Annotated in this window: 24 protein-coding genes; 16 read left to right on the plus strand and 8 right to left on the minus strand. The window is 74.6% G+C overall.

All coding sequences use genetic code 11. The annotated features are described in order from the left end of the window. The first annotated feature begins 53 nt into the window (after window positions 1–53). A complete protein-coding gene (locus CELGI_RS06140) occupies window positions 54–1,304 on the plus strand; it encodes an MFS transporter (protein ID WP_013883247.1) in 1,251 nt (416 codons plus the stop codon). A gap of 6 nt (window positions 1,305–1,310) precedes the next feature. Here CELGI_RS06140 and CELGI_RS06145 read toward each other — a convergent pair whose 3' ends face one another. Then, window positions 1,311–3,140, minus strand: a complete 1,830-nt coding sequence (locus CELGI_RS06145) for a helicase HerA-like domain-containing protein (RefSeq protein ID WP_013883248.1) — start codon at window positions 3,138–3,140, stop codon at window positions 1,311–1,313. Between the two features lie 112 nt (window positions 3,141–3,252). Between CELGI_RS06145 and leuS the strand changes: the two genes are divergently transcribed. From leuS to holA, 5 genes are all read left to right on the plus strand, one after another. Further along, on the plus strand, window positions 3,253–6,177 hold the full coding sequence (leuS, locus tag CELGI_RS06150) for a leucine--tRNA ligase (protein WP_013883249.1): 2,925 nt from the start codon (window positions 3,253–3,255) through the stop codon (window positions 6,175–6,177). Next, window positions 6,177–7,160: a DegV family protein gene (locus CELGI_RS06155; protein ID WP_081465420.1), complete on the plus strand. Its 984-nt coding sequence runs from the start codon at window positions 6,177–6,179 to the stop codon at window positions 7,158–7,160. Before leuS ends, CELGI_RS06155 begins: the two co-directional genes overlap by 1 nt. Window positions 7,161–7,292: 132 nt before the next feature. Next, on the plus strand, window positions 7,293–8,117 hold the full coding sequence (locus CELGI_RS06160; protein WP_049785529.1) for a ComEA family DNA-binding protein: 825 nt from the start codon (window positions 7,293–7,295) through the stop codon (window positions 8,115–8,117). Further along, complete coding sequence (locus tag CELGI_RS06165) at window positions 8,098–9,702, plus strand: ComEC/Rec2 family competence protein (RefSeq protein ID WP_013883252.1); 1,605 nt, start codon at window positions 8,098–8,100, stop codon at window positions 9,700–9,702. Before CELGI_RS06160 ends, CELGI_RS06165 begins: the two co-directional genes overlap by 20 nt. Window positions 9,703–9,746: 44 nt before the next feature. Next, on the plus strand, window positions 9,747–10,775 hold the full coding sequence (gene holA / locus CELGI_RS06170) for a DNA polymerase III subunit delta (RefSeq protein ID WP_081465341.1): 1,029 nt from the start codon (window positions 9,747–9,749) through the stop codon (window positions 10,773–10,775). A 5-nt stretch (window positions 10,776–10,780) separates the two neighbouring features. Here the strand turns inward: holA and CELGI_RS06175 are convergent, their stop codons facing one another. The 4 genes from CELGI_RS06175 to CELGI_RS06190 form a co-directional block, all read right to left on the minus strand. After that, window positions 10,781–11,353: an EAL domain-containing protein gene (locus CELGI_RS06175; protein WP_245528181.1), complete on the minus strand. Its 573-nt coding sequence runs from the start codon at window positions 11,351–11,353 to the stop codon at window positions 10,781–10,783. A gap of 142 nt (window positions 11,354–11,495) precedes the next feature. After that, window positions 11,496–12,224, minus strand: a complete 729-nt coding sequence (locus CELGI_RS06180; protein WP_041574124.1) for an EAL and HDOD domain-containing protein — start codon at window positions 12,222–12,224, stop codon at window positions 11,496–11,498. A gap of 181 nt (window positions 12,225–12,405) precedes the next feature. Continuing rightward, window positions 12,406–12,666 carry a 30S ribosomal protein S20 gene (gene rpsT / locus CELGI_RS06185; protein ID WP_013883256.1) on the minus strand — a complete coding sequence of 87 codons (261 nt, stop codon included), beginning with the start codon at window positions 12,664–12,666 and terminating at the stop codon, window positions 12,406–12,408. Window positions 12,667–12,873: 207 nt separating this feature from the next. Next, window positions 12,874–13,440, minus strand: a complete 567-nt coding sequence (locus tag CELGI_RS06190) for a type II toxin-antitoxin system PemK/MazF family toxin (protein WP_245528182.1) — start codon at window positions 13,438–13,440, stop codon at window positions 12,874–12,876. A 111-nt stretch (window positions 13,441–13,551) separates the two neighbouring features. Between CELGI_RS06190 and CELGI_RS06195 the strand changes: the two genes are divergently transcribed. From CELGI_RS06195 to CELGI_RS06220, 6 genes are read left to right on the plus strand one after another with little or no spacing between them, the layout of a single operon-like run. After that, window positions 13,552–15,153, plus strand: coding sequence for a circularly permuted type 2 ATP-grasp protein (locus CELGI_RS06195; protein WP_013883258.1), 1,602 nt, complete (start codon window positions 13,552–13,554; stop codon window positions 15,151–15,153). Continuing rightward, a complete protein-coding gene (locus CELGI_RS06200; protein ID WP_013883259.1) occupies window positions 15,147–16,076 on the plus strand; it encodes an alpha-E domain-containing protein in 930 nt (309 codons plus the stop codon). The genes CELGI_RS06195 and CELGI_RS06200 overlap by 7 nt, the downstream gene beginning before the upstream one ends. Then, on the plus strand, window positions 16,073–16,912 hold the full coding sequence (locus tag CELGI_RS06205; protein WP_013883260.1) for a transglutaminase family protein: 840 nt from the start codon (window positions 16,073–16,075) through the stop codon (window positions 16,910–16,912). The genes CELGI_RS06200 and CELGI_RS06205 overlap by 4 nt, the downstream gene beginning before the upstream one ends. A gap of 33 nt (window positions 16,913–16,945) precedes the next feature. Next, window positions 16,946–18,157 carry a WXG100 family type VII secretion target gene (locus CELGI_RS06210; protein ID WP_013883261.1) on the plus strand — a complete coding sequence of 404 codons (1,212 nt, stop codon included), beginning with the start codon at window positions 16,946–16,948 and terminating at the stop codon, window positions 18,155–18,157. Further along, on the plus strand, window positions 18,154–18,582 hold the full coding sequence (locus tag CELGI_RS06215) for a hypothetical protein (protein WP_013883262.1): 429 nt from the start codon (window positions 18,154–18,156) through the stop codon (window positions 18,580–18,582). Before CELGI_RS06210 ends, CELGI_RS06215 begins: the two co-directional genes overlap by 4 nt. Beyond that, window positions 18,579–19,037, plus strand: a complete 459-nt coding sequence (locus CELGI_RS06220) for a hypothetical protein (RefSeq protein WP_013883263.1) — start codon at window positions 18,579–18,581, stop codon at window positions 19,035–19,037. The genes CELGI_RS06215 and CELGI_RS06220 overlap by 4 nt, the downstream gene beginning before the upstream one ends. A 36-nt stretch (window positions 19,038–19,073) precedes the next feature. On the opposite strand, the gene CELGI_RS06225 is transcribed toward CELGI_RS06220, so the two are convergent. Further along, the gene (locus CELGI_RS06225) at window positions 19,074–19,799 is read right to left on the minus strand and encodes a maleylpyruvate isomerase family mycothiol-dependent enzyme (protein WP_013883264.1); all 726 of its coding nucleotides are present in this window, start codon (window positions 19,797–19,799) and stop codon (window positions 19,074–19,076) included. Window positions 19,800–19,920: 121 nt separating this feature from the next. On the opposite strand from CELGI_RS06225, the gene lepA reads away from it, so the two are divergent. Both lepA and hemW read left to right on the plus strand, forming a co-directional pair. Continuing rightward, window positions 19,921–21,807 (plus strand): translation elongation factor 4, encoded by a 1,887-nt coding sequence (gene lepA / locus CELGI_RS06230; RefSeq protein WP_013883265.1) that lies wholly within the window; start codon window positions 19,921–19,923, stop codon window positions 21,805–21,807. A 22-nt stretch (window positions 21,808–21,829) separates the two neighbouring features. Continuing rightward, window positions 21,830–23,068 carry a radical SAM family heme chaperone HemW gene (hemW, locus tag CELGI_RS06235; RefSeq protein WP_013883266.1) on the plus strand — a complete coding sequence of 413 codons (1,239 nt, stop codon included), beginning with the start codon at window positions 21,830–21,832 and terminating at the stop codon, window positions 23,066–23,068. A gap of 49 nt (window positions 23,069–23,117) precedes the next feature. Here hemW and CELGI_RS06240 read toward each other — a convergent pair whose 3' ends face one another. Next, window positions 23,118–23,525: a DUF4870 domain-containing protein gene (locus CELGI_RS06240; RefSeq protein ID WP_013883267.1), complete on the minus strand. Its 408-nt coding sequence runs from the start codon at window positions 23,523–23,525 to the stop codon at window positions 23,118–23,120. Between the two features lie 157 nt (window positions 23,526–23,682). Here CELGI_RS06240 and CELGI_RS06245 point away from each other — a divergent pair, with 157 nt between their 5' ends. Then, window positions 23,683–24,465: a hypothetical protein gene (locus tag CELGI_RS06245; RefSeq protein WP_013883268.1), complete on the plus strand. Its 783-nt coding sequence runs from the start codon at window positions 23,683–23,685 to the stop codon at window positions 24,463–24,465. Window positions 24,466–24,521: 56 nt separating this feature from the next. Here the strand turns inward: CELGI_RS06245 and CELGI_RS06250 are convergent, their stop codons facing one another. Next, complete coding sequence (locus CELGI_RS06250) at window positions 24,522–25,373, minus strand: DUF3097 domain-containing protein (RefSeq protein WP_013883269.1); 852 nt, start codon at window positions 25,371–25,373, stop codon at window positions 24,522–24,524. Between the two features lie 184 nt (window positions 25,374–25,557). Between CELGI_RS06250 and hrcA the strand changes: the two genes are divergently transcribed. Continuing rightward, entirely contained in the window at window positions 25,558–26,580 is a 1,023-nt protein-coding gene (gene hrcA / locus CELGI_RS06255; protein WP_013883270.1) for a heat-inducible transcriptional repressor HrcA, read from the plus strand. The last annotated feature ends 30 nt before the right edge of the window (window positions 26,581–26,610 follow it).

The following is a 26,610-nucleotide window of genomic DNA, read 5'->3' on the forward strand; positions in this document are numbered from 1 at the left end:
TGATCGAATCGATACGACGACCGCGTCGAGCGCGCCGCACCCGAGGAGGACCCGTGCGCACCACCGCCCGCAGCCCGCTGCTCCCGCTCGCACCCGGCCCCGCGCGCCTCGCGCTGCTCGCGCTCGCGCTCGGCGGGTTCGGGCTCGGCACCACCGAGTTCGCGACCATGGGCCTGCTCCCGGAGATCGCCGCGGACCTCTCGGCGTCCATCCCGCAGACCGGGTTCGCCATCACCGCGTACGCGCTCGGCGTGGTGGTCGGCGCCCCCACGCTCGCGGCGGTCGGCGCGCGGCTGGACCGCCGCACTCTGCTGCTCTGGCTGCTGGTGGCGTTCACCGTGGCCAACACCGCGTCGGCGTTCGCGCCGGACCTGCCGACGCTCGTCGGCGCGCGGTTCCTGGCCGGGCTGCCGCACGGTGCGTTCTTCGGCGTGGGCGCGGTCGTCGGCACCGCGGTGGTGGGCCCCGAGCGACGCGGGCACGCGGTCTCGATGATGATGGCGGGCCTGACGATCGCGTGCGCCGTCGGCGTGCCGGCCACGGCCGTGGTGGGTCACGCGATCGGCTGGCGGTGGTCGTTCGTGGGCGTCGGCGGAATCGGGCTGGTCACGTTGCTCGCCGTGCGCGCGTGGGTACCCGGCCTCGCGGCCGCCGCGGGGGCGAGCGTGCGGAGCGAGCTCTCCGCGCTGCGCAACCGCGCGCTGTGGATCGCGTTCGCCGCCGGTGCCATCGGGTTCGGCGGCATGTTCGCGGTCTACTCCTACGTCAAGCCGCTGCTGATGGAGGCGAGCGGGCTGTCCGTGGGCGTCGTGCCCGTGGTGCTCGCGCTGTACGGCCTCGGCATGACCGCGGGCACGCTGCTCGGCGGGCGCCTGGCGGACCGCTCGGTGCTGGGCACCGTGGTGCTCGGCATGGTCTCGACGATCGTCGTGCTGGTCGCGATCGCGCTGGTCGGCCGCGAGCCCGTGCCGGCGGTCGTCGCGATCGTGCTGCTGGGCGTGACGTCCCAGGTGCTGGGCCTGTCGTTGCAGACCCGCCTCATGGACGTGTCACCCGCCGCGCCCTCGCTCGGCGCCGCGCTGTGCCACTCGGCGCTCAACCTGGGCAACGCGTCGGGGGCGTTCTTCGGGGGCCTCGTGATCGACGCCGGCCTCGGGTACCTCGCGCCCGCCTGGGTCGGCGCCGGGCTCACGGCGGTCGGGCTCCTCGTCGTCGTGACCGTGGGGCGTGGCGCCGCGCCGGCCGTGCACCCGGGCCCGCAGGAGCACGCCGACGCACCGCACGCGCGCGTCGGCGTCGCCTGAGGCCGGTCACCGGCGCCGCGTGCCGAACACCGAGCGCGTGATCTCCCGGCCGAGCTGCGTGCCGACCGACCGCAGGATCGAGTCGAACGCGCCGCTGGTGCGCCGCGACGTCTTCGCCGCCGCGGACCGGGCCTCCTTCTCGCGCGTGCGGGCGACGCGCTCGGCCTCCTCGGCGCGCTCGGCCGCGTCATGCGCCGCGGCCCGGTCCGCCTCGGCCTGCGCGGCGCGGGCGGTGAGCATCTCGTACGCCGACTCGCGGTCCACCGCTGCGCTGTAGCGGGCCGTCAGCGAGCTCGCCGCGACGGCCGCCGTGAGCGTCGGGGCGGGTGCCGGCTCCATCGACGACTGGGGTGCGCGCAGGCGTGTCCACGCCACGGGCGTCGGGACGCCCTTCTCGCCCAGCACCGTCACGACCGCCTCACCCGTGCCGAGCGTCGTGAGCAGCTCCTCGAGGTCGTACGGCGAGGTCGGGAACGTGCGGGCGGCCGCCCGCAGCGCCGTCGCGTCGTCGGGCGTGTAGGCGCGCAGCGCGTGCTGCACGCGCGAGCCCAGCTGCGCGAGCACGTCCGCAGGCACGTCCTTGGGGCTCTGCGTCACGAAGAACACGCCGACACCCTTCGAGCGGATGAGGCGCACCGTCTGCGTGACCTGCGCCAGGAAGTCCTTCGACGCGTCGCGGAACAGCAGGTGCGCCTCGTCGAAGAAGAACACCAGACGCGGCTTGTCCGGGTCGCCGACCTCGGGCAGCACCTGGAACAGCTCGGCGAGCAGCCACATGAGGAACGTGGAGAACAGCGCCGGCCGGTCCTGCACGCCCGGCAGCTCGAGCGCGCTCACCAGCCCGCGGCCGTCCGGTGCGAGCCGCAGCAGCTCGGCCACGTCGAACGCGGGCTCGCCGAAGAACGCGTCCGCGCCCTGCGCCTGCAGCGCGACGATCTCGCGCAGGATCACGCCCGCGGTCGCCGCCGAGAGGCCACCGATGCCCTTGAGCTCGGCCTTGCCCTCGTCGCTCACCAGGTACGCGATGGTCGACTGCAGGTCCTTGAGGTCCAGCAGGGCGAGGCCCTGCCCGTCCGCCCAGTGCATGATCAGGCCCAGGCTGGACTCCTGCGTCGCGTTCAGGCCCAGCACCTTGGCCAGCAGGAGCGGCCCGAAGTCCGTCACGGTGGTCCGGATCGGCACGCCGGTGCCGATGCCGCCGAGCGTGAACAGCTCGACGGGCGACGCCGTCGCGGTCCAGGCCTGGCCGATGCTCGAGGTGCGGTCGGTCAGCTTGGGCGAGGCGGTCCCGGCCACGCTCAGGCCCGTCAGGTCGCCCTTGACGTCCGCGACGAACACCGGGACGCCCGCGGCGGACAACCCCTCGGTCATGACCTGCAACGTCTTGGTCTTGCCCGTGCCCGTGGCTCCTGCGACCAGGCCGTGCCGGTTGAGCATCGCGAGCGGGAGCCCGACCTGGACCGCGGGCACCGCGGCGCCGTCCTGCACGAGCGCTCCGAGCGGCAGCACCGCGCCGGCGAACGTGTACCCCGCGCGCACCTGCCCGGCGTGCTCGTCGAGCGGCGCGTCGTCGGGGCCGGGGCCGGGGCCGGGTGCCGGTGGGGCGGCCGGTGCGGCGGCCGGATCGGCAGCGGCCGGCGGTGCGTCGGCGGCGGGCTGCGCGGCGGCGGGCGCCTGCCGACCGGCGGCCGCCTCGGCCGCGGCGAGCGCGGCCTGCGCGGCCGCGGCCCGCGCCTCGGCGGCCTCCGCGGCGCTCTGCGCGGCCGCCGCACGCAGTGCGGCGAGCGTCGCGTCGTCGACCGGGGCGGGGCTGCTGGGGACGTCGCTGTCCGTCATGTCGCGATCGTAGGGCGCGGCACCGTCGCGCGCCGAGGGTGCGTGCGGACCGCTGCGCCCGGACGGTGCGACACCGCTCGGGCGCGGCCTGTCGGCTCGGTAAACTCACCGGGTGACCTCGACCCCAGCGACCGCCTCCCAGCCGACCGCCGACCGGGGCGACGACGTCCCGTTCCGGTACACCGCCGACCTCGCGCGCGAGATCGAGCTCCGCTGGCAGGACGAGTGGCAGGAGCGCGGCACGTTCCACGCCGCCAACCCCACGGGGTCGCTGACCGACGGCGACGGCCGCCACGCCGACCCGTCGCGCCGGTCGTTCTTCGTCATGGACATGTTCCCGTACCCCTCGGGTGCGGGCCTGCACATCGGCCACCCGCTGGGGTACATCGCGACCGACGTGGTCGCGCGGTTCCGGCGCATGCAGGGCGACAACGTGCTGCACGCGCTCGGCTTCGACGCGTTCGGCCTGCCCGCCGAGCAGTACGCGGTGCAGACGGGTCAGCACCCGCGCGTCACCACCGAGGCGAACATCGCGATCATGCAGCGGCAGCTGCGTCGCCTGGGCCTGGCCCACGACCCGCGCCGCTCGTTCGCGACCATCGACCCCGACTACGTGCGCTGGACGCAGTGGATCTTCCTCCAGATCTTCGGCGCGTGGTACGACGAGGACGCCGAGCGCGCGGACGGCGGACGCGGCAAGGCCCGCCCGATCACCGAGCTCGAGGCGGAGCTGGCCGCGGGCACGCGGCCGGTCCCGGCGGTCGCGGACGTCCCCGCGGGTGTCGCGTGGCAGGACCTGGACGCCGTGGCGCGCCGCCGCGTGCTGGACGCGCACCGGCTCGCGTACGTCTCCGAGACCCCCGTGAACTGGTGCCCGGGGCTGGGCACGGTGCTGGCCAACGAGGAGGTCACGTCGGACGGCCGCTCGGAGCGCGGCAACTTCCCGGTGTTCCAGCGCAGCCTGCGCCAGTGGAACATGCGGATCACGGCGTACGCGGACCGCCTGGCCGACGACCTGGACCACATCGACTGGCCCGAGAAGGTCAAGTCGATGCAGCGCAACTGGATCGGCCGCTCGTCGGGCGCGCGCGTCCGGTTCGCGGTCGAGGGCGGCAGCCAGGTCGAGGTGTTCACCACGCGTCCGGACACGCTGTTCGGCGCGACGTTCATGGTCGTGGCACCCGAGCACCCGCTGCTCGACGAGGTGCCGCCGAGCTGGCCCGACGGCACGCACGCGGCCTGGACCGGTGGGCACGCCTCGCCGGCCGAGGCGGTCGCGGCCTACCGGGCGGAGGCCGCGGCCAAGACCGCGGTCGAGCGGCAGGCCGACGCGGGCCGCAAGACGGGCGTGTTCACCGGGCACCTGGCGATCAACCCGGTCAACGGGCAGCCGCTGCCCGTGTTCACCGCCGACTACGTGCTCATGGGGTACGGCACGGGCGCGATCATGGCGGTCCCGGGCGGCGACGAGCGCGACTTCGCGTTCGCGCAGGCCTACGAGCTGCCGGTGGTCTACACGACCGCGGGCGACGTGACCGACGCCGCGCGCACGGGCGACGGCGTGGTCATCAACTCCTCGAACGACGAGCTGTCGCTCGACGGCCTGGGCGTGGCCGAGGCCAAGGAGCGCATGATCGCGTGGCTCACGGCCGCGGGCATCGGCGAGGGCACCATCACCTACCGCCTGCGCGACTGGCTGTTCAGCCGGCAGCGCTACTGGGGCGAGCCGTTCCCGGTGGTCTACGACGAGCACGACCTGCCGATCGCGCTGCCCGCCGAGCTGCTGCCGGTCGCGCTGCCCGACGTGCCCGACTACGCGCCGCGCACGTTCGACCCCGAGGACTCCGCGTCGTCGCCCGAGCCCCCGCTCGGCCGCAACGACGAGTGGGTCACGGTGACGCTGGACCTGGGCGACGGCCCGCGGCAGTACCGCCGGGACACCAACACGATGCCCAACTGGGCCGGGTCGTGCTGGTACTACCTGCGCTACCTGGACCCGACGTCCGACGAGGTGCTCGTCGACCCCGAGCTCGAGCGGTTCTGGATGGGCCCGGGCCACAACGGTGACCCGGCCGACACCGTGGGCGGCGTCGACCTGTACGTCGGTGGCGTCGAGCACGCCGTGCTGCACCTGCTGTACGCGCGGTTCTGGCACAAGGTGCTGTTCGACCTGGGCCACGTGAGCGGCGGCGAGCCGTTCCACCAGCTGTTCAACCAGGGCTACATCCAGGCGTACGCCTACACCGACGCACGCGGCGTGCACGTCCCCGCCGACGAGGTGGTCGAGGACGAGGCGTCCCCCACGGGCTTCACGTGGCAGGGCGAACCCGTCAACCGTGAGTACGGGAAGATGGGCAAGTCGCTCAAGAACATGGTGACGCCCGACGAGATGTACGCCGAGTACGGCGCGGACACGCTGCGCGTCTACGAGATGTCGATGGGCCCGCTGGACCTGTCGCGGCCGTGGGAGACGCGCGCCGTCGTCGGGTCGCAGCGCTTCCTGCAGCGCCTGTGGCGCAACGTCGTCTCCGAGGCGGACGGCACGCTCGTCGTGAGCGAGGACGCGCCGTCCGACGAGACGTCGCGCGTGCTGCACCGGACCATCGCGGACGTCACCGAGGACATGGCGGCCATGCGGATCAACACCGCGATCGCCAAGCTCATCGTGCTGAACAACCACCTCACGACCCTGCCTGCCGCACCGCGCGCCGCGGTGGAGGCGCTCGTGCTCATGACCGCGCCGATCGCGCCGCACGTGGCGGAGGAGATCTGGGCGCGCCTCGGCCACGAGCGCTCGCTCGCGTACGAGCCCTACCCGGTGGCCGATCCGGCGTTCCTGGTCGAGGAGACCGTCACGTGCGTCTTCCAGGTCGCGGGCAAGGTCCGTGGCCGGGCGGAGGTCGCGGTGGACTCGTCCGACGACGCGCTGCGCGAGCTCGCGCTGGCCGACGCGGGCGTGCAGCGCGCGCTCGACGGACGCGGCGTGCGCACCGTGATCGTGCGGGCGCCCCGGCTCGTCAACGTGGTGCCGGCCTGATCGGGCGTCGGGGCCGGCCCGCCGACGCGCCCGCGTCGGTCGCGGTCGTCACGGACTCCACCGCCTCGCTCCCGCCCGACGTGGCGCGCCGGTGGGGCGTCGGTGTGGTGCCGCTCGACGTGCTCGTCGGCGCGCAGCGCCACGTCGAGGGCGTGGACCTGACGTCCGCCGGGCTGCTCGCGGCGCTGCAGTCGGGCGCGCGTGTCTCGACGTCGCAGCCGCCGCCCGCGGCCTTCGCGGCCGCCTATGCGGCCGCCGCCGAGGCGGGGGCGCGCGAGGTCGTCTCGATCCACCTGTCCGGCGAGCTGTCGGGGACGGTGCAGGCGGCGCGGCTGGCCGCGCGGGAGGCGCCGGTGCCCGTGCACGTCGTCGACGCCCGCACCACCGTCATGGCGCTCGGCTGGACCGTGCTCGAGGCGGCCCGCTTCGCGCGTGACGTCACCGTCCCCGCGCTGCTCGAGGGACCTCCTGTCGCGCCCGAGCCCCAGCCGCTGGGCTTCGGGCGTCGCATCGGCCGCCTGCTCGCATCGCCCGAGCCCGTGGCGCCGCTGCCGGACGGTGCCGCGGTCGCCGCGCACGCGGGGGCGAGCGCCCGCGGCACGCGCGCCTGGTTCCTGGTGGACTCGCTCGACCACCTGCGCCGCGGAGGACGGCTGTCGGCACCCGCGGCCGCGCTCGGCACGGTCCTGGGACTGCGCCCGCTGCTCACGCTCGGCGACGGGCGCGTCGTGGTGGCCGAGAAGGTCCGGACCCGGCGCGCGGCCCGCGAGCGGCTCGAGCAGGCCGCGCGCACGCATGCCGCAGGCCTGGCGAGGACCCGGGTCACGGTGCACCACCTGGGCCAGGTCGACCTGGCCGCGGAGCTGCTCGCGCGCGTGCGGACGTGGCCGGGCGTGGTCGAGTCCGTCGCCGCCGAGACGAGCGCCGTGGTCGCCGCGCACGTCGGTCCCGGCCTGCTCGCGATCGTCGTCGCCGAGGCCTGACGCGCCACTGCGCAAAGGCGCCGGCGCGCCTCGGTGCGCCGCCCGACCCCAGGCCCGCGGTGGCCGTGGCCCGTCCGCAATGCGTCGGGTGCCGGGCGGGCCGGCCGGGGGCGCGCACCTACCGTGCCGGTCGTGACCCTGACCGAGCGCGACGCACCCCGCGCGGTCCGTGAGCGACTGGCCCGCCTGACCACCACCGACACGTCCCGGCACGGTCCGGGCGCGCCGGCCGCGGCGGCGCCGGGCCTCACGGCCGGGGCGCTCGCGGGCGCGGCGCAGCGCTACGCCGATGCGCACGGCGTGCTGCCGGGTCCCGAACCAGTGCCGCACCGGCTGCGGATCCGGATCACCCCCCGGGGCGTCCTGGTCGTCGCGCTCGCGGTCGCGCTCGTCGCGGGAGCGGTGGCGCTGCGCGCGGCCGCGACCCGTCCGGGCGTCGCGACGCCGCTGCCGGTCCCGGCGCCGTGGGCGTCCGCGTCTCCCGGAGCGGGCGACGGACCGCCCGGGGAACCGACCGGGGCGCCGGCTCCGGCCGAGCTCGTGGTCGACGTGGTCGGCGCCGTCGCGCGCCCGGGCGTTGTGCGGCTGCCGCCGGGCTCGCGCGTGGTGGACGCCCTCGACGCTGCCGGCGGCGCGCTCACCGACGCCGACGTCGCCCGGCTCAACCTCGCGCGCGTGCTCGTGGACGGCGAGCAGGTCGTCGTGCCGCGGCCCGGTGACCCCGTCGTGGCCGCGCCCCCGGACGCGGGCGGGGGAGCGGACGGGGGCAGCCTCGTCGACCTCAACACGGCCGACGAGGCCACGCTCGACACGCTGCCCGGCATCGGCCCCGTGCTCGCGGCACGCATCGTCGAGCACCGGGCGGCCGGGCCGTTCGCGTCGGTGGACGACCTGGTGGACGTGCCCGGGATCGGCCAGGCGCTCCTCGAGGACCTCCGTGACCTGGTCCGTGTCTGACGCGCGCGCACCCCGGGCGGCCGGCACCCGCACGATCGACCTGCGGCTCGCGCCGGCCGCGCTGGGCGCCTGGGCCGCGGCGCTGCTCGCGGTCCGCGTCGCGGCGGACGTGTCGCTCCTGGTCGCAGGCGCGGCGGTCGTGGTGGCGGGCACCGTGACGGCCGCGGTCGTCCGTCGCCGCTGGACGGCGTGGGCGGGCGAGGCGGGCGCGACGGCGTGGGCGCTCGCGCTCCTCGTCGGCGCGCTCGTGGCGCTCCCGACCGCCGCGCAGGTCCAGGGCCGGTCGAGCGGCCTCCTCCCACGGCTCGTGGCCACGGGTGCGGCGGCCGAGGTCACGGGGCGCGTCGTGGCACCGCCCCAGCTGGTGGCACCCGCATGGCCGGGCGCGCCGCCGCGCATGCGGTGGGCGCTGGCTGCGCAGCGCGTCCGGGAGCCGCCCGGTGCCGGAGCGCCGGGCCGGGCCGGGCGGGCCGTCGGCGACGTCGTCGTCCTGGCGACCACCGACCGGCCGGGTGCGGCCGACGCGCGGGGCGCGGGCGCGGACGTGCTCGAGGGGCCCGTGTTCGGCTCCACGGTGACGGTGACGGGGCGGCTGCGACCCGCCGAGCGCGGCGCGCGCGAGGTCGCCGTCCTGCTCGCCGCCGAGACGGTCGTCGTGCAGGGGCCGCGCGCGTGGGACCGCGCGGCTGAACGGGTGCGGCAGGGCGTGCGCGGGCTCGCGAGGGCGCTGCCCGGTGATGCGGGGGCGCTGCTGCCCGGCGTCACGGTCGGCGACACGTCACGTGTCGGCGACGACTTGCGGGGTGCGCTGCGCACGTCGGGGCTGACGCACCTCACGGCCGTGTCGGGCGCGCACTTCGCGCTGGTCGGCGCGCTCGTCCTGGCGCTCGGTGCGCTGCTGCGCGCACCCCCGCGCGCAGCGGCCACGGCGACCGCGGTCGCCGCCGTCGCGATGCTCGTGGTGGTGCATCCGCAACCGAGCGTCGTGCGCGCGGCGGTGATGGGCGCCGTCGGCGTGCTCGGGCTCGCGCTCGGCCGGCCCGCGCGCGCACCCGCGGCGCTCTCGACCGCCGTGGTCGTGCTGCTGGTGCTGGACCCGTGGCTCGCGGCCGAGCTGGGCTTCGCGCTGTCGGTGGCCGCGACGGCGGGTCTCGTGCTGCTGGGCGCGGCACTCACGCGCAGATGGGCGCCTCGCCTCGGCCGGCCGGCGGCCACGGCCCTCGCGGCACCCGTCGCGGCGCAGCTGGCGTGCGGACCGCTGGTGCTCGTCGCAGGTGGCGGGGTTGCGGGCTGGGGCGTGGTGGCCAACCTCGCGGCAGCCCCCGCGGTCGCGCCGGCCACGCTGCTCGGCCTCGCCGCGGCGGTCATCGCCCCGTGGTGGCCGCAGGGCGCGACGGTGCCTGCGGCGCTCGCGGGTGCCGCGTGCTGGTGGATCGGTGCGGTCGCGCGCACGGCCGCGGGCCTGCCGGGTGCGGCGCTGCCGTGGCTCGGGGGCCCGCTCGGCGTGCTCACCCTCACGCTCGCGGGACTCGCGACCGCGCGGCTGCTGCTCCACCGGGCCGGTGACGCGGTGCGCGAGAGGTGATCGCACGGGCACGCGGTGTCCGAGGCGCATGGCACGCTTGACCCGTGCCAGCCGCCACTCGATCCTCCGGAGCGCGCTCGGGTGCGCGCCGCACCGCCGCACCGGGTCTGACCTGGGAGGAGGCCGCTCCGGCGCCCGTGGTGCTGGTGCGCGGACCGGAGGGTCTGCTCGCGGACCGGGCGACGGACCGCGTCGTCGCGCTCGCGCGCGCGGCGGACCCGGACGTGGAGGTCACCCGGCTCGAGGGTGCGCAGTACGCCGCGGGCGTGCTCGGCGTGACCACGAGCCCGTCGCTGTTCGCCGAGGACAAGGTCGTGGTCGTCGGCGGCTTCGAGTCCGGTCCCGACGAGCTGTTCGCGGACGTCCTGGAGTACCTGGCGGCGCCGGCCCCCGGAGTCGTCCTCGTGCTGCGGCACGGCGGCGGTGTGCGCGGCAAGAAGGCCCTCGAGGCCCTGCGCGCGGCGGGCGTGCCCGAGATCGCGTGCGAGGCGGTGACGTCGGACTCGGACAAGACGGCGTTCGTCACCGCCGAGCTGCGCCGGGCGGGCCGACGTGCCGATGCGGGAGCCGTCCGCGCGCTGGTCGACGCGGTGGGCAGCGACCTGCGCGAGCTCGCGTCCGCATGCGCGCAGCTGGTCGCGGACACCACCGGCATGATCGGCGTCGAGGTCGTGGAGCGGTACTACGGCGGTCGCATCGAGGCGTCGGGCTTCCGGGTCGCCGACGCCGCGATCGCGGGTGACGCGGGTCAGGCGGTCGCGCTGCTGCGGCACGCGCTGGCCACCGGTCTGGACCCCGTACCCGTGGTCGCGGCGCTCGCGGCCAAGCTGCGCACGCTCGCCAAGGTCGCCGCGGTCCGCAGCCGTGGGCAGGCGGCGCTGCGCGAGCTCGGCATCGCGCCGTGGCAGGTGGACAAGGCCCAGCGCGAGCTCCGGCGGTGGACGCCCGAGGGGCTCGCGGCCGCGATCACGGCCGTGGCGCAGGCCGACGCCGAGGTCAAGGGCGAGAGCCGCGACCCGCGGTTCGCGGTGGAGCGCGCGGTGCTGCGCGTCGCGGCGGCGTCCGGTCTCTGATCGGCTCAGGCCGCGACGGTGGTCGCGGCGCCCAGCGCGTTGCCCTGCAGGAGGTCGAAACCCCACGCGCGGCACCGGTCCGCGAGCGCCTGCGTGCTGATCCGCTCCGCGACCACCTGCGCACCGCTGCGCCGCGCCACCTCGACCAGTCCCATGCCGTGCCGGAGCAGGTCACGGCAGTCGATCTTCACGTAGTCCGCGTACGGCAGCATCGCCAGCTGTGCGGAGGTCCCGGAGAAGTCGTCGATCGCGATGCGGTACCCGGCGGCGTGCAGGCGCGCGAGCCCGGCGAGCGCACGGGGATCGGCCGGCACGGACTCGACCACCTCGAGCACCAGCCGGTCGCGGTGCGGCGGGAGCGGGACGTCCTGCACGAGGAAGCCGCGCGTGACGTTGACGAACGCGCGGGTGCCCTCGACCGGCACGGTGCTGAGCTGCTGCAGCACCGAGGCCGTGGCACGCTCCTGGCGGTCCTCGCCCCAGCGGTCCACCCCGGCCGGCTGACCGGCGTGCGTGCGGTACAACAGCTCGAAGCCGTGCAGGGCGCCGGCCGCCGTCCAGATCGGTTGCCGCGCCACGAGGGGCCGTGACGGGTGCGGGGGCGTCGGCGTCGGGTGGTTCACATCTGGAGAGAGTGCGTGGGGCCGCCGCCATGACGCCGGTCGGCCCATCGGGTTCACACGTCCGGGTGACCCCGACGCGTTCGCGGGCGTGGCCGACTCAGTCGGCGAGGATGCGCGCGTCCGCGCGGTCCAGCACGCCCGCCCGCTCGAGCAGGTTGCCCTGGAACAACGTGAAGCCGAGCTCGCGCGCGTGGTTCATGGCGCTGGGCGTCTCCACGTACTCCGCGATCGGGCTCGCGCCGTACGACCGGGCGAGCGCGACCACCGGCTGACCTTCCAGGTCGAGGTCGCGCACGTCGATCTTGACGTAGTCCGCGTGCGGCAGCAGCCGACGCTGACCGGCGCTGCTCACGAACGACGGCAGCGCGATCCGGTAGCCCTCCGCGCGCAGCCGCCGGACGCCCGCGAGCACGGCGCCGTCGACCTCGACCGTGTCCGGGATCTCGACCACCAGGCGGTCGGGGCGGCGGGGGACGGGCAGGTCGCCCACCAGGTACGCGCGCGTGCACCGGACGAACAGCAGACGGCCCTGCGCGACGCGTTCGAGGTCGGCCCGGCCGAACGTCGCCGACAGCACGTGGGCGGTCGCGCGCTCGTGCTGGCGTGCGCTCCAGGCGGATGCGCCCGCGGTCGCCGCGTCGTGCGAGCGGTAGGACAGCTCGTACGCGACCACCTGGCCGGACGGGGTGAAGATGCCCTGCCGGCCGACCAGGACGGGACCGGCCGCGACGTGCTCGGCCCAGCGGGTGCGCAGGGTCGCCGGGATGGCCTCGTCGACCGCTGCGGCGAGGTGGCGGAGACCGCCGTCATCGAGCTCGTCGTTCACGTGAACATGACACCACAACGCAGGGTCCGACATGCCGGGTCTGCGGGTGGAATGACAGGCGGAATCGCCGCCCGGGATGTCCGGATCGCCCCCGGGTGGACGGGAGACGACTGAGGCGCCGCACCCGACCGGGTGCGACGCCTCAGGATGCTCGCGCGGGGCGAGCCGACGAGCGTGGGGCTCAGAGCGAGTTGACCGACTTCGCCAGGGCCGACTTCTTGTTCGCGGCCTGGTTCGCGTGGATCACGCCCTTGCTCACGGCCTTGTCGAGCTTCTTCGACGCCGTGCGCAGCGCGGTCGCAGCCGCGTCCTTGTCGCCACCGGCGACGGCCTCGCGGACGCGACGGATGTGCGTCTTGAGCTCGGACTTCACCGACTTGTTGCGCAGACGCGCCTTCTCGTTGGTCTTGATGCGCTTGATCTGGGACTTGATGTTCGCCACTGGTGGACTCTCTGGTGTGTGCGCCGAAGCGATCTGACAGGTCGTAGAGGGCGCGCGCAGCTCCGGGACTGGGGCGTGGGGACACCCGCGGAGAGGAGCTGGGCGAGTGCCCGCCGACCTGGGCGGACACGCAAGGAGCGATGCTACCCGACGAGGATGCCCTGGCCCAAAGCGGGCGGGCGCCCCACGGGCGGGTCGCGCGGCGCGTCAGGGCGTGCGCAGCTGCATGAGCGCCGACGTGACCAGGTCGAACCGTGCCCGGTCGAGCACCGCGCCCTCGCGACGCACGGTCGTGGGGTCCAGCCGCAGCACGCGGTCGAGCCGCACCTCGCTCTCGCGCCCCTGGGCGTCCCAGTCGCCGGCGCCGAGGTCGAGCCAGACCCGGCCGTACCGCGCCTCGCGTGCGGCGTCCCGCGTGTGGTCCTTGCTCGTCAGCATGAGCCCGAGCGCGACCGGACCGTCCCAGCCCACCACGAGCACGGGCCGGTCCTTGCCCCGGCTCGCGTCCTCCTCGAACGGGACCCAGGTCCAGACGATCTCCCCGGGGTCGGCGGCCCCGTCCGCCTCGGGTGCGTAGCCGATCCCGACCGGCCCCACGTGGTCGGGCAGGACGGCACGTCCCGCGCCCGGAGACGACGGGACGTGCGGTGGGGCGCCGGCAGGGGGAGTGCCGCGCGTGCGGCCACGACCGGCCGGTGGGCGGCCCGAGCGCGGCGGGCGCACCGCGTCGCGGACCTGCCGCAGCAGCGACCAGAGGCTCGTCGTCGAGGTCACGGGACGACCGTAGCGCGCGCCGCACGCGTCCCGACGGGTGCACCGGACCGGCTCCGCGGCCCGACCGCACGACGTAACGCGCCGGTGACACGGCAGGTCTACGTTCGGCTCATGGCGGACCTCTTCGACGACTACCCGGCGGGGGTGGCCTGGGACGAGATGCTCGAGCCGTCCGCCGGACCCCGTGCCGCGTACCGCCAGGTGCACGCCGCGCTCGCGCAGCTGTCCGCGGGTGAGCTGCGTGGCCGGGCCGACGCGCTCGCGCGGTCCTACCTGACGCAGGGCGTGACGTTCGACTTCGCGGGCGAGGAGCGGCCCTTCCCGCTCGACGTGGTGCCGCGGGTCATCGCGGGCGACGAGTGGGAGCACGTCGCCCCGGGCGTCGCGCAGCGCGTGCGTGCGCTCGAGGCGTTCCTGGCCGACGTGTACGGACCGCAGAACGCGGTCGCGGACGGCGTGCTGCCGCGTTCGGTGATCGTCTCCTCGACGCACTACCACCGGGCCGTGCGCGGCATCGCGCCGCCCAACGGCGTGCGCGTGCACGTCTCCGGCATCGACCTGGTGCGCGACTCGCTCGACGGCTGGCGCGTTCTCGAGGACAACGTCCGCGTGCCGAGCGGCGTCAGCTACGTGCTGTCCAACCGGCGCGCCATGGCGCAGTCGTTCCCGGAGCTGTTCGCGGCGCTGCGTATCCGGCCGGTGGCCGACTACCCGCGCCGCCTGCTCGCCGCGCTCATGGCCGCCGCGCCCGCGGGCGTCGACGACCCCACGGTCGTGGTGCTCACGCCCGGCGTGTTCAACAGCGCGTACTTCGAGCACTCGCTGCTCGCCCGGACCATGGGCGTCGAGCTCGTGGAGGGGCGTGACCTGTTCTGCTCGGGCGGGCGCGTGTGGATGCGCACCACGCAGGGCCGGCGCCGGGTCGACGTGATCTACCGGCGCGTGGACGACGAGTTCCTGGACCCCGTCACGTTCCGCGCCGACTCGCTGCTCGGGTCGCCGGGCCTCATGACGTGCGCACGCAACGGCACGGTGACGATCGCCAACGCGGTGGGCAACGGCGTCGCGGACGACAAGCTCGTCTACACGTACGTGCCCGACCTCATCCGGTACTACCTGGGCGAGGAGCCGGTCCTGGCCAACGTGGACACCTGGCGCCTCGAGGAGCCCGGCGCGCTCGAGGAGGTGCTCGACCGGCTCGACGAGCTCGTCGTCAAGCCCGTGGACGGCTCGGGCGGCAAGGGCCTGGTGGTGGGGCCTGCGGCGTCGCGCGACGAGCTCGCGGCGCTGCGGGCGCGGCTCATCGCCGACCCGCGCGGTTGGATCGCCCAGCCGGTGGTCCAGCTCTCGACGATCCCGACGCTCGTCGAGGACGGGCTGCGGCCGCGGCACACCGACCTGCGGCCGTTCGCGATCAACGACGGCACGGATGTGTGGGTCCTGCCCGGCGGTCTGACGCGTGTCGCGCTGCCCGAGGGCAGGCTCGTCGTGAACTCCTCGCAGGGCGGCGGGTCCAAGGACACGTGGGTGCTCGGGGACGCACCGCCGCGACGCGCCACCGCGGTGCCGCAGGCGCACCCGGTGCCCGTGAGCAATGCGGTGCCGATCGACGCGAACCCGCAGGACATCCGCGCGCACGTGATGCAGCAGCAGCAGGTCGGCTGGACCGTCGCGGACGGGGCGCGGCCGGACGTGCAGGAGGAGACGTGCTGAGCCGGATCGCCGAGTCGCTGTTCTGGATCGGACGGTACGTCGAGCGCGCCGACGACACGGCGCGGCTGCTCGACGTCCACCTCCAGATCCTGCTCGAGGACCCGTGGGCGGAGGAGGACCTGGCGTGCCGCTCGCTGCTGTCGGTCATGGACCGGCCCGCGCCGTCCGACGACACCGCGGTGGGTCGGCGCGCGGTGCTCGACGTGCTCGCGTACGACCGGTTCTCGCCGTCGTCGATCGCGGGTTCGCTCGTCGCGGCGCGGGAGAACGCGCGGCGCGCGCGTGAGGTCATCTCCACCGAGCTGTGGGAGTGCCTGAACTCGACGTGGAACCAGCTGCCGGCGCACCTGCGGCCCGCGCGGCCGCACGACTACTTCACGTGGGTGCGGGAGCGCGCGGCCGTGGTCGGCGGCATCATCGACGCGACGATCTCGCGCGACGACACGTGGGCCTTCATGGTGCTGGGCCGCTCGATCGAGCGGGCGGACATGACGGCCCGGCTGCTGACGACCCGCGCGCTCGCGGGCTCCGGCGGGCCGGGCTGGACCACGCTGCTGCGCTCGTGCGGTGCGCACGAGGCGTTCCTGCGCACGTACAAGGGCACCGCGTCCGACGAGCGGGCGGCGGGCTTCCTGCTGCTCGACCGCCTGTTCCCGCGGTCGATCGTGTTCGCGCTCAACCAGGCCGACGCGTGCCTGTCGGCCCTCGAACCGGTCGCGGACCGGGCGATCGTCGACGACGCGCGACGGCACATCGGCCTGGTCCGCACCAACCTGGAGTACCGGCCCCTGATCGACGTGCTCGACGCGCTGCCCACCGAGATGGAGCAGGTGCAGCGCGCGTGCGCGGCCGCATCCGACGCGGTGCGCGGCCGCTACTTCCCGTCCGCGCTGACGACCACGTGGGTGGGGGAGAACCTGTGAGCCGGCTGCACGTGGTGCACACCTCGACGTTCCGCTACACCGCGCCCGTGCAGGCGTCCTACAACGAGGCGCGCATGACGCCCGTGTCGCAGGCGGGTCAGACGGTCGTCTCGTCGCGCCTGGTGGTGCTGCCGCAGACCTGGTCGCACGAGTACCGGGACTACTGGGGCACCGCGGTCACGGCGTTCGAGGTCCTGGTCCCGCACGAGTCGATGGTGATCCGCGCCGAGCACGTCGTGGAGGTCGGCGAGCCGACGCCGCCGCGCCAGGTGCTCGACTGGGACGGCCTGGCCGCGCCCGACGTACGCGACCGGATGGCGGAGTTCCTGGCGGACACGCCGACGACGACGCCGCCGCCCGAGCTGGTGGAGGTCGCGCGGGCCGCGACCGCGGGCCTGCGGCCGGCCGAGGCCGCGGTCGCGGTGTGCGAGGCGGTGCGCGACCGCGTCGAGTACATCCCGGGCGTGACGGCGGTGCACACGCCCGCGACCGAGGCGTGGGCCGCGCGTGCCGGGGTGTGCCAGGACGTCGCGCACCTGGCGCTCGGCGCGCTGCGCGCGCTGGGGATCCCCGCCCGGTACGTGTCCGGCTACCTGCACCCCACACGCGGAGGGGAGGTGGGCGAGACGGTCACGGGTGAGTCGCACGCGTGGGTCGAGTGGTGGGTCGGGGACTGGGTCGCGTACGACCCGACGAACCGCGTGCCGGCCGGCGCGCACCACGTGGTGCTCGCCCGCGGGCGGTCCTACGACGACGTGGCGCCGCTGCGGGGCGTCTACGCGGGGGCCGGTTCGCAGGAGCTCGACGTGGAGGTGCGCATCACGCGGGAGTCGTGAGAGTCTCCCGGTGCCGAGACCTGAAGGGGCACCGTGAGCGAGCTGACGACCGACCTGACGACGATCGACCGGGCAGGTCAGGTGCTGGAACGCCAAGGCGGCCACTGCCGGGCGATGAGCACGCACCTGGAGGCGCACGGTTCGCTGCACGGCTCGCTCGGGCTGGTGCTGCTCGCGCTGCAGCCGCTCGCGGACGCCGCGCTGCTGACGGGGCGTACCGTCACCGACACTCTCGCGCGCGTCTGCGACACGACGGCCTACACGGCGGGCGCGACGTTCACGGCGTACGTCCGCACCGACGAGTCCGCGTTCGACCGCCTGCGACGGCTCGGGGCGGACCTCGACGCGGGGTGGGGCGGCGCGCCGCCGCCCGTCGGCGACTCGCCCCTCGGGCCGCCCGGCGCCTCGGCGCCGGAGTCCTGGGGATCGACCGACTCCTACCTGTGGGAGTCGATCGGCTCCACGCAGGAGTCGGTGACCGACCTCATCGACGGCGCCCGCGGCCTGCTCGGCGACGTGGGGCAGTGGGGTGGCGCCGGGGGACCGGTGACGGAGGCGGTCGACCCGGTCTCGTACCTGGTGACGCCCGTGGCGAGCGCGAACGTCATGGAGGACCTGAGGTGGAGCGCGGGGCTGCTGCTCGGCAGCGTCGACTGGGTGTTCCAGGAGCTCGTCGGGTACTCGATGCTCGAGGAGCTGATCTTCAAGCCGTTCGCGGGCGACCCGCGCGGCGTGGAGAAGGCGGCGCAGGCCTGGTCGAACGTGAGCGCGGCGCTGCAGGCCGTCGCCGTGAACCACGCGCACCTCGTGTCGACCACCGTGACCGGCTGGTCCGGCGCGGCGGGCGACGCGTTCCGGCTTGCGATGGCGGGTATCAGCGAGCGGCTCATGGCCATCGCGCCGCTCTTCGACTCGGTCGCCTCCGCCATGGGCGTCGTGGGTCTGCTCATCAAGGGAGTGTGTGCCGGGATCGGTTACGGCATCCGCAAGCTGTCGCAGATGCTCATCGAGATCGCCGCGGAGCTGTCCGTGCCCGGTGTCGGCTGGGGCGTGCTGCTCGCGACCGCCTACTGGAAGGTGGAGACCATCTTCGGCATCGTGCGGCTGGTCTACTCGCTCATCGAGACGCTGTTCGACGCGATCGCGTCGTTCGCGCAGGCGCAGGCGCAGGCGGTCGCGAGCCTGTCGATCGTCGAGGACGTCGCGGAGGGCGTGTTCCGACGCGCGGGGCAGGCCTCCGCGTGAGCGGGGGTGCGGCGCCCGGCGGGTCGTCGTCCGGGACGGCGGGTGAGGCGATGGCCGCGGCGTTCGCGCGCCTGAGGAGCCTGGACGACGAGCTCGGTCGTGTGGTGCGTGCGGCGGACGAGCGCAGCGCGCGCGAGTCGCCCGGTGCGCGTGAGGAGGCGGCCCGGCGCGGCGAGCTGGGGCCGCACTGGCAGCGCGCGCAGGTCCGCATCGACGCGGGTCTCACGACGCTGGAGGCCGTCATGGGTGGCGCGGACGGCTCGCCGGAGGCGGTGGCGATCCGCCAGGCTGCGCGCGCGCAGCTGCAGGCCTCCACCACGGCAGGCCCCGACGACGAGCTCACGCGGCTGCGCGACGAGGTCGGCGCGCTGCAGGAGACGCTCACAGCCGCCGCGCGGCGGCTGCGGCCTGACGGTGGTCGATGAGCGGTCCCGAGGTCGAACGCTGGACCAGCCGCCAGGCGGACGAGCCCCAGTGCGTCGTCGCGGCGGACGTCGAGGTGCCCGTGCTGCTGGAGGCGGTGGCGGCCGGCGCACGCTCGGCGGGGCTCGCGGCGCGGTCCGTGCCGGGCGGTCTCGACGCGTCCCGTGGGATCCGGGGCGGGTACCTGCTGTCCGAGGTGGTGCAGCTGCCGCTGATGGCGGTGCTGGCCAAGGTCGAGATCCAGGTCCGCGTCCTGGTCGCGGAGCCGGGGCGTGCGCGCGTGTCGGTGACGTGCGTGGCCGGCGCGCGGGAGCTGGGTGCGGCCAAGCGGGTCGCCCGCGCCCTGACCGACGCGCGGTCGCGGATGGAGGCCGCGGGTACCCCGCTCCGCATCAGCCCGTGGGCGGCCCTGTGGCAGCGCGGCACGGGCGGCCCCGAGGGGCCCGAGGTGGTCTGAGCGGCGCGGCCGTGGCCGCGCGTCGCGCGAACGACGTCATGGCGTGAGCGACTGGGCGAGCGCGTGGTCCAGCGCCGCGCGTGGCCCGTCCACCGCGACCGCGTCCGGGCCGAGGCGGCGCCAGACCAGGAGTGCGAGCTGCATGGCCGTGCCGCTCACCTGCACGGCGGAGGGGGTTCCCGGCGCCGCACCCGCGGCTGCAACGGGGGCCGCGCCGAGGAGCCACGAGCGACCGGTGTCGGTCGCGACCAGGCGGACGGGTGCCGGCAGCGGGGCCATGCGGCCCATCGCCTCCTGACGGGGCTGCATGACGGTGACCACCTCGTCGACCGTGTCCGCCCAGGCGTCCGGCTCGACGTCCACGTCGAGGCCTGACGACGCGCGCAGGTCCCACAGGTGGACGAGCGTCTCGTGCAGCTGGCGCCGCCGCCACCACGACGCCGGCCGGTCCCCGACGAGCGTCCAGGCGGGTGCGTCCCCGAGCCGGGCGAGCGTCTCGCGCAGCTCGGCCGCATGCGTCGCGTAGAACTCGTCGAGCACGAACGGGCCGCGTCCGAGCGGCGTCTCCTGGCGGCGCGCGGCCTGGCCTGCGGCCCAGTGGTGGATGCGGCCCAGGTGGACCACCAGGTCCCGCACGCGCCAGCGGCCGCACCACGGGATGCGGGTCCGGGGGTCCACGTGGGCGATCGTGGCCAGGAACTCGCCCTGCACGCGGGTCAGCAGGTCGAGGTGGTCGAGCGCGACGGGCTGGGGCTGCGTCATGGGACCATGGTGGGGCCGTGCGCCCGGCCCGACGAGGGCCGGACCGGCCACACGCCGGGCAGTTCCTGTCAGCCCGGCACCGACGCCCTCAGATCCCCGCCAGAACCGGAGCACCCACCGCGTGTCCCCGATCCCGAGTGCCGCAGGCGCAGCGCGTATCCACCCTGCCGCCACCGCGCCCGAGCTCCTGCGCAACTTCTGCATCATCGCGCACATCGACCACGGCAAGTCGACGCTGGCCGACCGCATGCTCCAGCTCACGGGCGTCGTGGACGCGCGTGCCATGCGCGCGCAGTACCTCGACCGGATGGACATCGAGCGCGAGCGCGGCATCACCATCAAGTCGCAGGCCGTCCGGATGCCCTGGGCCGTGGCCGACGCGGACGGCACGCTGCAGCCGTATGCGCTCAACATGATCGACACGCCCGGGCACGTCGACTTCACGTACGAGGTCTCGCGCTCGCTCGCCGCGTGCGAGGGGGCCGTGCTGCTGGTCGACGCCGCGCAGGGCATCGAGGCACAGACGCTGGCCAACCTGTACCTGGCCCTCGAGAACGACCTGCAGATCATCCCGGTGCTCAACAAGATCGACCTGCCGGCCGCGCAGCCCGAGAAGTACGCCGAGGAGATCGCGGGCCTGGTGGGCGGCGACCCCGCGGACGTCATGAAGGTCTCGGGCAAGACCGGGGTCGGCGTCGAGGCGCTGCTCGACCGGATCGTCGAGCTCATCCCCGCACCCGTGGGCGACGCCGACGCACCCGCCCGCGCGATGATCTTCGACTCGGTGTACGACACGTACCGCGGCGTCGTGACGTACGTGCGCGTCGTCGACGGGAACCTCAACCCGCGCGAGCGGATCGCGATGATGTCCACCAAGGCGACGCACGAGCTGCTCGAGATCGGCGTCATCAGCCCCGAGCCGGTCCCGACCAAGGGGCTGGGCGTGGGCGAGGTCGGCTACCTCATCACGGGCGTGAAGGACGTGCGGCAGTCCAAGGTCGGCGACACCGTGACCAACGCCGCGAAGCCCGCGGACGAGGCGCTCGGTGGCTACTCCGACCCCAAGCCGATGGTGTTCTCGGGCCTGTACCCGATCGACGGCTCGGACTACCCGGCGCTGCGGGACGCGCTCGACAAGCTCAAGCTCAACGACGCGGCGCTCAACTACGAGCCCGAGACGTCGGTCGCGCTCGGCTTCGGGTTCCGCGTCGGCTTCCTGGGCCTGCTGCACCTCGAGATCATCCGCGAGCGGCTCGAGCGCGAGTTCGACCTGGACCTCATCTCCACGGCCCCGAACGTCGTCTACGACGTGGTCATGGAGGACCGCTCCGAGGTGCACGTCACCAACCCGAGCGAGTTCCCGGGCGGCAAGATCCGCGAGGTGCGCGAGCCCGTGGTCAAGGCGACGATCCTGGCGCCCAGCGAGTTCGTGGGCGCGATCATGGAGCTCTGCCAGGCGAAGCGCGGCGACCTGCAGGGCATGGACTACCTGTCCGAGGAGCGCGTGGAGATGCGGTACACGCTGCCGCTCGCCGAGATCGTGTTCGACTTCTTCGACCAGCTCAAGTCCCGCACGCGCGGCTACGCGAGCCTCGACTACGAGCCCGTCGGCGAGCAGGTCGCGGACCTGGTCAAGGTCGACATCCTGCTGCAGGGCGAGCAGGTCGACGCGTTCAGCGCGATCGTGCACAAGGACAAGGCGTACGGCTACGGCGTCATGATGACCGCCAAGCTCAAGGACCTCATCCCGCGGCAGCAGTTCGAGGTGCCGATCCAGGCGGCCGTCGGCAGCCGCGTGATCGCGCGCGAGACCATCCGCGCCATCCGCAAGGACGTCCTGGCCAAGTGCTACGGCGGCGACATCACGCGCAAGCGCAAGCTGCTCGAGAAGCAGAAGGAGGGCAAGAAGCGCATGAAGACGATCGGCCGGGTCGACGTGCCGCAGGAGGCCTTCATCGCCGCGCTGTCCTCGGACGCCGCCGCGCCCAAGGACGCCAAGAAGAAGTGACCGTGCAGCGCCGGTGCCGGGCATGAGCCCCGCCCTGCCCGACGGCGACGCCGCACCGAGCGACGGCGCGCTGCCGCCGTCGGTCGCCGCGGGCGCGCAGGACCGCGCGTTCGGCGTCTACCTGCACGTGCCGTTCTGCACGGTGCGGTGCGGGTACTGCGACTTCAACACGTACACGGCCGTCGAGCTCGGGGGCGGTGCGAGCCAGTCGTCGTACGCCGCGACCGCGGTGCGCGAGATCGCGCTGGGCGCACGGGTCCTGACCGGGGCGGGCCTGCCCGCGCGTCCGGTCTCGACGGTCTTCGTCGGGGGCGGCACCCCGACCGTGCTGCCGGCCGACGACCTCGTCGCGATGCTGCGCGCGGTCGACGACGCGTGGGGCCTGGCCGACGGCGCCGAGGTGACCACCGAGGCGAACCCGGACTCCGTGACGCCCGCCTCGCTCGCGGCGCTCGCGGCGGGTGGTTTCACCCGCGTGTCGTTCGGGATGCAGTCCGCGGTGCCGCACGTGCTGGCCACCCTCGAGCGCACGCACGACCCGGCGCGCATCCCCGACGTCGTGCGCTGGGCGCGCGACGCGGGCCTGGCGGTGTCGCTCGACCTCATCTACGGCACGCCGGGCGAGTCGCTCGCGGACTGGCGGACGTCGCTCGAGGCGGCGCTCGCGACGGGTGTGGACCACGTCTCGGCGTATGCGCTCGTGGTCGAGGAGGGCACGCGCATGGCCGCGCAGGTGCGCCGTGGCGAGCTCGTGCTCCCGGACGCCGACGACCAGGCGGCCAAGTACGAGCTCGCGGACGACCTGCTGACCGGTGCGGGTCTGGGCTGGTACGAGGTGTCGAACTGGGCGCGCACGCCCGCGCACGCGTGCCGGCACAACCTCGCGTACTGGCGCGGCGACGACTGGTGGGGCGTGGGCCCCGGCGCGCACTCGCACGTGGGCGGTGTGCGCTGGTGGAACGTCAAGCACCCGCGTGCGTACGACGCGCGGCTCGCGGCAGGCCTCAGCCCCGCGGCGGGCCGCGAGGTGGTGGACGCCGAGGGCGCCGCGCTCGAGCGGCTCATGCTGGGCGTGCGGCTCGCGCAGGGCATGCCGCTGGAGTCCCTGACGTCCGCCGAGCGGCGCCGCGTGGCAGGTCTGGTGGCCGACGAGCTCGTCGACGGGCGGGCACTGCTGGCCGAGCGGCGGCTGCTGCTGACCCGACGCGGTCGGCTGCTGGCCGACCTCGTGGTGCGTGAGCTCGCGGGCTTCGGCTCCTGAGACGCGCCGACGGCCGCCCGCGGTGCGGACGGCCGTCGGGTGCTGCGGACTACTTGATGAAGCGGATCGACGCCGGGTAGCGGTACCACTCGAACTTGCTGGCCGCGATGGCCGCCATGATCTGGAACACGATCTGTGCGATCGCGGCCGCGAAGATCACGACGATGCCGATCAGCACGAACGTCAGGATCCCGCCGACCACGTACGCGATGAGCAGCGTGATCTGGAAGTTGAGCGACTCCTTGGCCTGGTGCTCGAGGTACGCGCCGCGGCCCTTGAACACGAGCCAGATGATGAGCGGCGCGAGGAAGCCCGCGACGAACGGGAGCAGGTGCGCCAGGAGCGCCCAGGTCTTCTCCTCGTCGGGGCGCAGCGGGGGTGCGGCCGCGGCGTACGGCTGCGCGGGGGGCGGGGGCGCGCTCCAGCCCTTGTCGTCGGGCGGGGGAGTCGTGCTCATGGCTCTCTCCTCGTGTGCGTGCCGGCCGGGTGCCGGTCTCTGCACGCAGGCTACTGGGTCAGGCGTCCACAGGTCCTGCACGAGTTCTTGACACCGGCCGTCCGCTTCGGTTCGCTTTGCCCGGGTCGGAGATCCGTCCCATGACTGAAGGAGACCCATGAGCGACACCACGCCTCCCGGCGGTGCCACCCCGCCGCCCCCGCCCGGCTACGGTCCCGCCTCGTACGGCAGCGCACCGGGTCAGGGCGTCGACGTGGTCGAGGCCTTCAAGTGGGGCTGGAAGAAGTTCACCGAGAACGTCAGCCCGATCCTGCTGGCGATCCTCGGGTACGTGGTCGCGATCGCCGTCGTGGTCGTGATCTGGTACGTGATCCTGGCGGCGGTCTTCCTCAAGACGAGCGACGACATCGTCATCCACGACGACGGCACGGTGAGCATGGGCTCGGGGCCGAACTTCCTCGCGGTGCTGTTCGTCGGCGCGCTCACGACGCTCGTCGCTGTGCTGCTGGTCTCGATCATGCAGGCCGGCTTCGTGCAGGGTGCGCTGCGGCTCGCGCGCGGTGAGGCGCTCACGCCGGACGCGTTCTTCAAGTTCAAGAACCTGCCCGGCGTCGTGCTGACGTCGCTGCTGGTCGCGATCCTCACCGCGGTGGGGTGCGCGCTGTTCTACCTGCCCGGAATCGCCGCGGCACTGTTCCTGCAGTTCACGCTGTACTACGCGATCGACCGCGGGCTGGGACCGGTGGATGCCGTCAAGGCGTCGTTCGAGCTGGTCAAGAACAACCTCGCGACCGCGGGACTGACGTTCCTCGGCCTGATCGTGGCCAACGCGGTGGGCTCGCTCGCGTGCGGCATCGGTGCGCTCGTCGCGCTCCCGGTGGGCCTGCTCGCGCAGGCGTACGTCTACCGCCGCCTGACCCACGAGCCGGTCGCGGCCTGACCCACGCGCCGACGTCACGCAGGGCCCCGCACCGCTCGGTGCGGGGCCCTGCGTGCTCAGGCGGTGACGAAGTCGATCAGCTCCTCGACCCGGCCGAGCAGAGCCGGCTCGAGATCGGCGTAGGAGCGCACCGAGCCCAGGATCTTCTTCCAGGCGCGCGCGACGTCGGCCTGGTCGTCGGCGGGCCAGCCCAGCTCGCGCAGGATCCCGTGCTTCCACTCGGTGCCCCGCTCGATCGTGGGCCAGGCGGTCAGCCCCACGCGCTGCGGGCGTACCGCCTGCCAGACGTCGACGTAGGGGTGACCCAGCACCAGGACGGTGCCTGCGGGTGCCGTGCGCATCGCCTCCTGCGCGATCCGGGACTCCTTGGTGCCGGGCAGCAGGTGGTCCACCAGCACGCCCACGCGGCGGCCCGGCTCCGGCGCGAAGTCCCGCACGGCGTCGAGCAGGTGGTCGACGCCGTCGAGCAGCTCGACGACGACGCCCTCGAGACGCAGGTCGTCGCCCCAGACCTTCTCGACGAGCTCGGCGTCGTGCCGGCCCTCGACCCAGATGCGGCTGCCGCGGGCCACGCGCGCGGCCGCGCCGTGCACGGCACGCGAGCCCGACGCGGTGCGCTCGGGTGCGCGGGGCGCGGTCGTCGTGACGGGCGCGGTGAGCAGCACGGGCTCGCCGTCCACCCAGAACCCGGGACCCAGCGGGAACGTGCGCGTCCGGCCACGTCTGTCCTCGAGCACGACCACGTGCTGCCCGCCGGACTTCTCGACGCGCACGACGGCGCCCACCCACCCGGTGGTGACCTCCTCGACGACGAGACCGCGCTCGGCCGCCTGCGGGCGCGAGACCCGCGGCGCCCGGTGGTGCTCGGCCCGGCCCCCGCCCAGCACGTCCGACCCGTACCGATCCATCCGCCCGTCTCCGATCCGTCCGCCGTCTCCTGCGGTCCGCCACCCTAGGTGGCGGCAACCGACGCCTCGCGCGACACGCCTGCGGGGCCGGCCCGATGGCGACCGGCGAGCCTGCGCGCGGTCGTCGTACGATTGGCACTCGGCAGGGGTGAGTGCTACCCAGCGAGGCATGAGGAGGCAGCGGATGAGCGACGACCGTCGGCTCGACGTGCTCCGCGCGATCGTCGAGGACTACGTCCAGACGAGCGAGCCCGTGGGTTCGCGCGCGCTGGTCGAGCGGCACCACCTGGGCGTCTCGCCCGCGACGATCCGCAACGACATGGCGGCGCTCGAGGAGGGCGGCTACATCGCCCAGCCCCACACGTCCGCGGGCCGCGTGCCCACGGACAAGGGCTACCGCATGTTCGTCGACCGCCTGGCGACCGTGAAGCCGCTCTCGGCGCCCGAGAAGCGCGCGATCGGGCAGTTCCTCGAGGACGCGGTGGACCTGGACGACGTCGTGGCGCGCGCGGTGCGCCTGCTCGCGCAGCTGACGCACCAGGTCGCCGTGGTGCAGTACCCGTCGCTGCGCCGCTCGGCGCTGCGGCACATCGAGCTCGTCCCCGTGGGCGCGCGGCACCTGCTGGTGGTGCTCATCACGGACACCGGCCGCGTCGAGCAGCGGACGATCGAGGCGGACGCCGAGGTCGACGAGGAGGTCGTCACGCGGCTGCGCACCACGCTCAACGCGCACGTCGCGGGCCGCCGCCTGGCCGAGCTGCGCACGGTCGTCGAGGACCTCGCGGACACGCTCGCGGTGGACGACGGCCCGCTGCTGCGGCAGGTCGTGGCCGTCGTGGCCGAGACGCTCGCGCAGGAGAGCGAGGAGCGCGTCGTGCTCGCCGGCACGGCCAACCTGGCCCGTGGGGGCAACCAGGACTTCGCGCGCAGCATCGGCCCGGTGCTCGAGGCGCTCGAGGAGCAGGTGGTGCTGCTGCGCCTGCTGAGCGACATGGCCGAGGACGCCGCGACCGTCACGGTCCGCATCGGCCGCGAGACCCGGCACGACGGCCTGGTCGAGACGAGCTTCGTGACCAGCGGGTACGGCGACGAGGGCGGCGCGATCGCCCGCGTCGGCGCGATCGGCCCGCTCCGCATGGACTACCCGGGCACGATGGCGTCGGTGCGCGCCGTCGCCCGGTACCTCACCCGCATCCTTGCGGGCTGACCACCCGATCCCGCACCACGCGGGGGTCAC

This window comes from Cellulomonas gilvus ATCC 13127 (assembly GCF_000218545.1).
GTDB classification, from domain to species: domain Bacteria; phylum Actinomycetota; class Actinomycetes; order Actinomycetales; family Cellulomonadaceae; genus Cellulomonas; species Cellulomonas gilvus.